This is a genomic window from Microbacterium sp. GbtcB4 (assembly GCF_019091465.1).
Lineage (GTDB): Bacteria > Actinomycetota > Actinomycetes > Actinomycetales > Microbacteriaceae > Microbacterium > Microbacterium paraoxydans.
On record NZ_JAGXJJ010000854.1, the window covers coordinates 1 to 228 of the forward strand.

General features: G+C 68.9%; 1 pseudogene. It reads left to right on the forward strand.

From position 1 onward, the window contains the following. Window positions 1-228: pseudogene (locus KVS71_RS19880) on the forward strand (sulfurtransferase); the annotation flags it as partial.

The following is a 228-nucleotide window of genomic DNA, read 5'->3' on the forward strand; positions in this document are numbered from 1 at the left end:
GACACGGTCGTGATCTACGTCGACAAGAACAACTGGTGGGCCGCCTACGCACTGTGGGTGTTCTCGCTCTTCTGCCACGTGGACGTGCGCCTCCTCGACGGCGGTCGTGTCCGCTGGATCACGGAGGGCCGCGAGCAGACCCGGGGGGCGACGAACCGGCCCGCCACGGAGTACCCGGTGGGGGAGCGCGTCGACTCGGTCATCCGCGCCTACAAGGAGGACGTGCCC